The sequence below is a fragment of the Candidatus Enterococcus wittei genome, from assembly GCF_002140175.1.
In the GTDB taxonomy this organism is placed as follows: Bacteria; Bacillota; Bacilli; order Lactobacillales; family Enterococcaceae; genus Enterococcus_B; species Enterococcus_B wittei.
The window spans coordinates 353,869-362,745 of the sequence record NZ_NGMO01000001.1 but is presented as its reverse complement, the minus strand read 5'-3'; the positions used below and the strand labels follow the sequence as shown (position 1 = coordinate 362,745).

General features: G+C 38.1%; 7 protein-coding genes. All 7 read left to right on the top strand.

Annotated features, from left to right (window positions below):
- The first annotated feature begins 111 nt into the window (after positions 1–111).
- Positions 112–1,893 (top strand): DNA helicase RecQ, encoded by a 1,782-nt coding sequence (gene recQ / locus A5844_RS01285; RefSeq protein ID WP_086283258.1) that lies wholly within the window; start codon positions 112–114, stop codon positions 1,891–1,893.
- A gap of 92 nt (positions 1,894–1,985) precedes the next feature.
- Complete coding sequence (locus A5844_RS01280; RefSeq protein WP_086283257.1) at positions 1,986–2,288, top strand: Fpa/YlaN family protein; 303 nt, start codon at positions 1,986–1,988, stop codon at positions 2,286–2,288.
- Between the two features lie 2 nt (positions 2,289–2,290).
- Positions 2,291–3,457, top strand: a complete 1,167-nt coding sequence (locus A5844_RS01275; RefSeq protein WP_086283256.1) for an FtsW/RodA/SpoVE family cell cycle protein — start codon at positions 2,291–2,293, stop codon at positions 3,455–3,457.
- Positions 3,458–3,478: 21 nt separating this feature from the next.
- The gene (locus A5844_RS01270) at positions 3,479–6,907 is read left to right on the top strand and encodes a pyruvate carboxylase (RefSeq protein ID WP_086283255.1); all 3,429 of its coding nucleotides are present in this window, start codon (positions 3,479–3,481) and stop codon (positions 6,905–6,907) included.
- 19 nt (positions 6,908–6,926) lie between these two features.
- Entirely contained in the window at positions 6,927–8,051 is a 1,125-nt protein-coding gene (locus A5844_RS01265) for a CAP-associated domain-containing protein (RefSeq protein WP_086283254.1), read from the top strand.
- Positions 8,041–8,481 carry a YlbF/YmcA family competence regulator gene (locus A5844_RS01260; protein WP_086283253.1) on the top strand — a complete coding sequence of 147 codons (441 nt, stop codon included), beginning with the start codon at positions 8,041–8,043 and terminating at the stop codon, positions 8,479–8,481. Before A5844_RS01265 ends, A5844_RS01260 begins: the two co-directional genes overlap by 11 nt.
- The gene (locus tag A5844_RS01255; RefSeq protein ID WP_086283252.1) at positions 8,462–8,803 is read left to right on the top strand and encodes a YlbG family protein; all 342 of its coding nucleotides are present in this window, start codon (positions 8,462–8,464) and stop codon (positions 8,801–8,803) included. The genes A5844_RS01260 and A5844_RS01255 overlap by 20 nt, the downstream gene beginning before the upstream one ends.
- The last annotated feature ends 74 nt before the right edge of the window (positions 8,804–8,877 follow it).

The window sequence follows — 8,877 nt, the reverse complement described above, 5'->3', positions numbered from 1 at the left end:
TTGGAATAAAGAATGATTTTTGAGATATTATACTCATTTGCTTACGTATGAAGTAGAAGAAGAGCTCAACTGGTAATGAGTGCCAGAAAATCTTTAGAACGGAGGGTATGGATGAATGAATTATTAAAAAAACATTTTGGTTATGAACATTTTCGGTCTGGTCAAAAAGAGATCATTGAAAAGATCATGAATCAAGAAGATGTTTTAGGTATCATGCCCACTGGAAGTGGGAAATCGATTTGTTATCAATTACCAGCTTTAGCCTTGCCAGGTGTGACAATTGTCGTTTCACCACTGATTTCATTGATGAAAGACCAAGTAGATGCGGCTAATCAGTTAGGGATTTCTGCTACATTTATCAATAGCTCTTTAGATGGGTATGAAGTTGCGCAACGTTTCCGTTCACTTGACACAGAGGAGTATCAGTTGCTGTACATTGCTCCTGAACGGTTTATCATGCCTGATTTCATACAAGCTATGCAGCGGTGGCGTATTGCCTTGATTGCGATTGATGAGGCACACTGTATCTCACAGTGGGGACATGACTTTCGTCCAAGTTATTTGCAGATGGCGAATGTATTAGAAACCTTACCAAACCGTCCAACTATCGTGGCTCTTACTGCCACTGCTACTCTTCAGGTGGCATCAGATATAAAAAGACTATTGAATATCCCTGAAAACAATCATATCCAAACAGGTTTTGCAAGAGAAAACTTGCGATTACAAGTAATCAAAGATCAAAAAAAAGAACAGTATTTAGTAGAGTATTTAAAAATAAACAAGGATCAATCTGGGATTATCTATGCATCTACACGAAAAGAAGTGGATCGATTATACCAATTACTGAAAAAATTTGGTTTTTCAATTGGTAGATATCATGGTGGATTATCAGAAAAGGAACGTACAGATATGCAAGAAGCGTTTCTTTATGATCGACTTCAGCTCTTGGTAGCAACGAATGCATTTGGTATGGGGATCAATAAAAGTAATATCCGTTTTGTGATCCACTATCAAATTCCAGGGTCTTTAGAAGCTTATTATCAAGAAGCCGGTCGTGCAGGACGTGATGGGTTACCTAGTGAAGCCATTTTACTTTTTGCACCACAAGATATCCAAGTGCAAAAATTTTTTGTTCAACAATCCCAACGAGAAGAAGCACAGAAACAAAAAGAATACGATAAAATTAAAATGATGACAGAATATGGGTACATTGAAACTTGTCTGCAACAGTATATTTTGTCCTATTTTGGCGAAAAAAGTGCGTCTTGCGAGCGTTGTGGAAATTGCTTAGATGATCGTGAACTGGTTGAAGTAACCACACAGGCACAAATGGTCTTGTCTTGTTTGAAACGTATGGGTGAAAATTACGGCAAGCAATTATTGATGAAAGTCTTGGCAGGTTCAAGAGATCAAAAAATCAAAACATTAGGTTTTGAAAAATTATCTACCTATGGTTTATTAAAAAAGCATGGTCAAAAAGAAATTTTGCAGTTGATCGAATATCTGATTTCTGGAGGATATCTGATTGCGACTAGCGGAGAATATCCAGTATTGAAAGTCAGTGAAGCAGGGGTTCATGTCTTGATGGGTGAGACCAAGGTTTACAAAAAAGAGCCCAAGAAAGTCGAACAGTTGGCAACGGAAGAGACAGATCGTTTATTTGATGCTTTACGGGAACTGCGAACAGATCTAGCAGCTGATGCTGGTGTTCCACCTTACGTTGTTTTTTCTGATGCTACTTTAAAGGAAATGAGTCATAACCGACCGAAAGACCGATTAGCGTTACTTCAAATTAAAGGAGTAGGACAAAGTAAACTAGATAAGTACGGAGAGATATTTTTATCCGTCATCCAGAAATTTTCTGAAGAACATGCAACGAGTCGCTCCATCTAAAAGTAAAAAATGCCTTGAGAAATCTAGGTTCTTGCCCCGATACAAATACAAGTATGATATAATAAATAAACTTAGAATGGAGGGAAATACCAATGGATTCTCTGTCAAGAGAGATTGCGCTTCAAGTGTTGACGGATGAAGCGGAACGGATTAAAAGATTGATCAAAAATCAGAAAAACAGTCTTTGTATTTCACAGTGCAAAGCATTTGAAGAAGTGGTGGATACACAGATGTATGGCTTTTCTCAACAAGTAGGGTTTGCTGTACGTGTAGGGATTATCGAGAAAAAAGAAGGTCAGCTGATGCTTAGTGAATTAGAACGACAATTAAATTATTTATACAGTGAAGTTTATCAAGAAAATTATGACAAAAAAGAAAGTGGCAAGGGGGAATAAACTTGCCTAATAAAGTTAAAAAAAGGCATTTATTAGACTATAGTATTTTGATCCCCTATTTAATCTTATGTATTTTAGGTTTGATCATGGTCTATAGCTCAACATCATATCTTTTACTGGAGAATGGAAGTAATCCAGCTTCTTCTGTAATCAATCAAAGTATTTTTTGGGTGCTTAGCTTGATTGCTATCGCTCTCATCTACAAAATGAAACTAGATGTATTGAAAAACCATCGATTGATCATGGCTGCCATTGCAGTGTTGACGATTTTACTTTTGATTGTCTTGTTTTTCGGAGAAGAAAGAAATGGCGCAAAAGGTTGGCTTGAAATTGCAGGGTTTTCCATCCAACCAGCAGAATATTTAAAAATCATTGCGATTTGGTACTTAGCATTTACTTTGTCAAAACGACAAATGAGCGTACAAAAAGATTTTATAGCGACGGTGAAGCGACCTTTGCTTCTAGTCTTGGCTTTAACCGTACTAGTTGCGAGTTTACCCGATTTTGGGAATGCAACGGTTATTTTTTTGATCATTCTCGTATTATTATTGGCAAGTGGAGTAAATTATCTATATACCTTGATCGTTGGTATCGGTGGGATATTCTTTAGTTCTTTCGTCATTTGGCTAATCAATGTGACACATGGGAAATTATTTCCAGGGCGTTTACAATATATTTATAACCGATTTGAGATTTACAAGAATCCGTTCTCTGATGAGTTGAATAACGGGCATCAGATGGTCAATGGTTACTATGCGATGTTCAATGGTGGATTATTCGGTCGTGGATTAGGAAACAGTATTCAAAAGAAGGGATTCTTACAAGAAGCACAAACGGATTTTATCTATGCGATTGTTGTTGAAGAATTGGGCGTTATCATGGGTATTTTGATTTTAGCGTTACTCATGTTCATGATTGCTCGTATTATTTTAGTAGGGATACGCTCAAAGGATCCATTTAATTCCTTGTTATGTATTGGTATTGGTTCAATGTTTTTGATTCAAGTATTCATTAATCTTGGGGGAATCTCTGGGATCATCCCATTAACAGGGATTACCTTTCCGTTTTTAAGTCAAGGTGGATCGAGTTTACTGATGCTTTCTATCTGTGTGGGATTCGTCCTGAATATCAGTGCAGATGAGAGACGTAAAAGTTTAGGTTTAAACTAAAAAAGATGTAGGAGTGATTCGATGAGAAAAGTTTTGGTTGCTAACAGAGGAGAAATTGCCGTCCGGGTATTTCGTGCATGTACAGAGCTAGGGATTCAAACAGTGGGGATCTATGCACAAGAAGATGAGTATTCCGTACATCGCTTTAAAGCAGATGAAGCGTATCTAGTAGGAGAAGGGAAAAAACCGATTGATGCGTATCTCGACATTGAAGGGATCCTAGAGATTGCAAAAGCTTGTGGCGCAGATGCTATCCATCCTGGATATGGATTGTTATCTGAAAACTTGCACTTTGCAACACGATGCCAAGAGGAAGGAATTACTTTCGTAGGACCAGAACTTCATCATCTTGATATTTTTGGAGATAAAATCAAAGCAAAAACGGCGGCTATTGAAGCCGGTATTGCCTCTATTCCTGGAACGGATGGACCGGTCAAGGATGTGAATGAGGTACTCGCATTTGTTGAACAATACGGTTATCCTGTGATGATCAAAGCAGCTTTAGGTGGCGGTGGTCGCGGTATGCGTGTTGCTTATGATGAGAAAGGCGCTCGGGAAGGGTATGAACGTGCAAAAAGTGAGGCGAAAGCCGCTTTTGGAAGTGATGAAGTCTATGTTGAAAAATATATTTCAAACCCTAAACATATCGAAGTCCAAATTTTAGGAGACAAGCACGGGAACATCATCCACTTGTTTGAACGAGATTGTTCTGTCCAACGTCGTCATCAAAAAGTAGTAGAAGTTGCCCCTTGCGTGTCTGTGGATGATCAACAGCGACAACGTATTTGTGAAGCAGCGGTCCAATTGATGAAGCACGTAGGTTATGTCAATGCTGGTACTGTGGAGTTTTTAGTAGAAAAGGATGAATTCTATTTTATCGAAGTCAATCCACGTGTCCAAGTGGAACATACAATCACTGAAATGATCACGGATGTGGACATCGTGACGACACAGTTGCTGATTGCTCAAGGGAAAGATTTGCACACGGAAATCGGTTTACCAAAACAAAGTGAGATTAAGATCAATGGGTCAGCTATCCAATGCCGAATCACGACAGAAGATCCATTGAACCATTTCTTGCCAGATACAGGAAAGATCGATACGTACCGTTCCCCTGGTGGTTTCGGAGTACGTTTAGACGTAGGGAATGCGTATGCAGGTTACGTTGTCACTCCTTACTTTGATTCCTTGCTAGTAAAAGTTTGTACACATGCCGCTGATTTTACAACAGCTATTCAAAAGATGGAGCGTTGTCTAAGAGAATTCCGGATTCGAGGGATAAAAACCAATATCCCGTTTATGTTAAATGTGATCTTACATCCAGAATTCCAATCTGGTCTGGCGAAAACCACTTTTATCGATAATACATCGGAATTATTTATTTTCCCACGATTACGTGATCGCGGAAATAAAACGATGAAATACATCGGTGAAATTACAGTCAATGGCTTCCCTGGAATAAAACGCGGTGAAAAACCTTACTATGATGCTCCTCGGATGCCAAAAGAATTAATTAAACGACCTGAATTTGTGACTGCTAAAAACGTTTTAGACACAAATGGAGCTGAGGGATTGGTGGAATGGATCAAGCAACAAGACAACCTCTTATTGACTGATACGACATTCAGAGATGCCCACCAAAGTTTACTTGCTACTCGAGTTCGAACAAAAGATTTTAAAGAGATTGCACGTTTGACAGGGGAAGGACTCCCTGAACTTTTCTCTAGTGAGATGTGGGGAGGCGCTACTTTTGATGTCGCTTATCGTTTCTTGAATGAAGATCCGTGGAAAAGATTGAGAAAAATCCGTTCGTTGATGCCAAATACCTTACTACAAATGTTGTTTAGAGGATCAAATGCCGTGGGGTATTCCAATTATCCAGACAACGTGCTAGTAGAATTTGTAAAAGAAGCTGCTGCTCAAGGAATCGATGTTTTCCGCATATTTGATAGCTTGAACTGGGTTCCCCAGATGGAGAAAAGTATCCAAGCGGTACGTGATACAGGGAAGATTGCGGAAGCAACGATCTGTTATACAGGAGATATCAATGATCCAAGTCGAGCAAAATATAATGTTCAATATTATAAAGATATGGCAAAAGAACTTGAGCAACTTGGTGCGCATATCATTGCGATTAAAGATATGGCAGGTCTCCTTAAACCACAAGCAGCTTATCGTTTAATCAGTGAGTTGAAAGATACGACCGACTTACCGATCCATCTACACACACATGATACAAGTGGAAATGGCATCATCACCTATTCAGCAGCTACCAAGGCTGGAGTTGATATTGTGGATGTGGCGATGAGTGCAATGAGTGGAAACACAAGCCAACCAAGTATGAGCAGTTTATATTATGCTTTAGTCAATGGACCAAGAGTCCCAGAAATCACGATTCAAAATGTCCAACAGTTGAATCACTATTGGGAAGATGTCCGCATGTACTACAAGCCATTTGAGAATGGTTTGAATGCACCGGAAACAGAAGTTTATATGCATGAAATGCCTGGCGGACAATATTCAAATTTACAACAACAAGCAAAAGCTGTTGGTCTAGGGCATCGTTGGGATGAGATCAAGAAAATGTATCATACGGTGAACTTGATGTTTGGAGATATCGTGAAAGTAACTCCTTCTTCCAAAGTAGTGGGAGATATGGCCTTATTCATGGTACAAAATGATCTTACTGAAGAAGACATTTATGCAAAAGGGGAAAGCTTGAGTTTCCCAGAATCAGTGGTAACATTCTTCCAAGGTGAATTGGGGCAACCTGTAGGTGGTTTTCCTGAGAAGTTACAAAAAATAATTTTGAAGGGCCGCCCAGCATTTACTGAACGTCCCGGTTTGTTGGCAGAACCTGTAGATTTCGAGCAAGTGAAAGCAGAATTAGCAAATAAAATTGGTTACGAGCCAAAACAAGAGGAAGTCTTGAGTTATTTGATGTATCCACAAGTATTTTTGGATTATCAAAACGCCTATAATCAATTTGGTGATGTGACTTTACTTGATACACCAACATTTTTCCAAGGAATCCGCTTAGGTGAAACAGTCAATGTCCAAATTGAAAAAGGGAAAATTCTGATAATTCGTTTGGATGAAATCGGGGAGCCAGATATTGAAGGAAATCGTGTGCTGTTCTTTAACCTGAATGGTCAAAGAAGAGAAATCATGATCAAAGATACCTCCATCGTTAGTGCCGTTCAAACAAGGCGAAAAGCAGAACCGACGAATCGTGAACAAATCGGAGCTACCATGTCTGGGTCGGTATTAGATGTATTAGTGAAAAAAGGCGATATGGTAAGAAAAGGAGACACCTTGATGATCACTGAAGCAATGAAGATGGAAACATCGATCGAAGCACCATTTGATGGAGAAGTTATCCATCTCTATGTAACTTCAGGAGATCCAATTTCTTCTGGTGACTTATTGATCGAAGTAACAGAAAAATAAAGAAGACAGGAGGGGTGAGATGAAACGTGTAAGTCTATTCATGTTAATATTAACAATAGTTGTTACTGCTTTTTATCTACAACCCGTTTTATTCCCACCCCAACTGAAAAGTACTACTCAAGACCAGCAGATGGGAAGTCAAAATCAGCTGACGTCTTGGAAATACCAGGAGTTGATCGCTACTGGTTTTTCTACATACATTGGACAATCGATTGATCAATTAGAAAAAGAAATTGGTCAGCCTAAAGATCGGTTAACAAGCGGCTTTGGTTTTGAAATCAGATATTATCAACAACCAGCAGACCAATTGGTTTTAGAAGCAACGATTCATGGGAACAAGATAGAAACGATCAAGGTACTGAATGGAACGTCTACAAGCGCAGCCCCTTTTAAGCTAGGAATGTCCATGCAGGACCTAACAGATTTGACAACGATTTTCCCTAATTTTACTTTTGAATACCAAGAGACTGAAGTAGGAATTGAATTGACGGAAGAAGATATGAATTATCGGCCTTTGATTGCCTTTGACAATGGGACGTTTGCCATCTTGTTTTTTGACCAAAATACGGGAGGCTTATTCGCCATTGTCTATCTCAATAAAGATAGTTTGTTAAAATTATTACCTTATCAAGTTTTTGGTGAAGGATTACCTCACTATCAACCTGATATGGCAGTGGATTGGGAAGAAGTGAATCAAACAAATGAAAAAGTAGTTACTCAATTGTTTAACCGATTAAGAAAAAAAAATGAACTCCCTGTTTATGATCAAACGATCGAGTTTACTGCTGAGGCACATTTGCTTTTGGATCATTTCCTAAACTATCCTGAAGAGGTTCTATCTGAGAGTCGGTTAGCGGAGTGGCAGTATGTACTTAGTACAGGACAGACCACTGCACGATTTTCTTTAACAAGTGATGAATTGAATGATTTACTTAAGAGCAAACATGTGCAAGTAACCACAGGGATTATGATGCATCCTGTGATTGATCCAACATTTTCTTTTTTACTTTTGTATAGTGATTCCTATTACCATGATCGTTTTTTAAATGAGAAATCGGCACAGTTAGGCATTGCTTTCTCAAAAGAAAATATGTTAGTCTTAATGCAGGAAAAAGAGGAGACCAGTAAAAGCAGTGATCATTAATGAAGAGTTGTTTGCGTTGGAAAACCAATGTTATTGTTTGATTGAACGTATCAAAAACAGTGACCAGATGAAACAATATAAAATGAAAAAACAAAAAATCATGACATCTAATGAAGTCGTCCGACTAAAAAAAGATTTTTTGGTAAAAAAAGAAGCCTATGAGAAATTATTTCCTTATGGCAATTATGCACCTGGATTTCGCGAATCACAACGAGCAGTGCGTATGGCAAAACGTCAATTAGATTTAAATAAGGAAGTTGCTGCCTTTCGATTAAGTGAAACGGAACTTCAAAAAATGCTCGATTCAATTGTACAGCAGCTTGCTCGAGCGGTTTCTTATGAAATAAAAATTGATGCAGGTAGTCCTTTTTTTGAAGAAAGAAACCAGTCAAAATGTGGAGGTAATTGTCATGGAAATGGAAAAAAATGATTTTGAAATCACGAAACGTCGAGGACTGATCGTGTGGGTTTATAGCTTGAAACAAGTAAAAAATTTAAAAAAATTCGGATTGCTACACTATGTATCACGAAAAATGAAGTATGTTGTTCTTTATTTAGACGATAAAAACTACGAGCAAGTAAAAGAGCGTATCAATAAATTACATTTTGTACGACAAGTTGAGCCATCTTATCGACCAGATATCGAAATGAATTTTGCGGAGAAAATTGGATCCAAAGATGCGTTGAAAGAAGAAAGTTTTGAGATTGAAGAACTTAATACAACTATCCGTTTAGCGGATCATGTTTTTTAGAAAATATTTGAGTCTGTGAAATTAAAAAAAATAGTTGAATAAGTAAAAAATGAACTTGAGAAGCTATGAAATTA